The organism is Mesorhizobium sp. M1A.T.Ca.IN.004.03.1.1 (genome assembly GCF_003997555.1).
Lineage (GTDB): Bacteria > Pseudomonadota > Alphaproteobacteria > Rhizobiales > Rhizobiaceae > Mesorhizobium.
Window position 1 is genome coordinate 1 of the sequence record NZ_RZTV01000820.1, and the last position, 248, is coordinate 248.

Sequence of the window (248 nt, forward strand, 5' to 3'; positions counted from 1 at the left end):
GGCGGGCATGGATACGGATTTTCGTGTGACCGGCAGGAATGCGGCTGCGCCTTTTGCGCTGACCATCCATCGCGGTGACGGCATGGTGCTGCTCGGCATGGATTGGAAGAATGGCCGGCCGCCGATCGATTTCGTCGGTTTCGCCATCCAGTATCGCGAGCCGGGTGCTGACTTCTTCAAGAACGTGCGCAACCGTATCGGCTTTCCCGGCCAGCCGGTTCCAGACGACGGCATCCGCACGACAGAGG

At 62.1% G+C, this 248-nt stretch carries 1 pseudogene; it reads left to right on the forward strand.

From position 1 onward, the window contains the following. Positions 1-7: 7 nt before the first annotated feature. A pseudogene (locus EOD29_RS33955) lies at positions 8-248 on the forward strand (phospholipase); the annotation flags it as partial.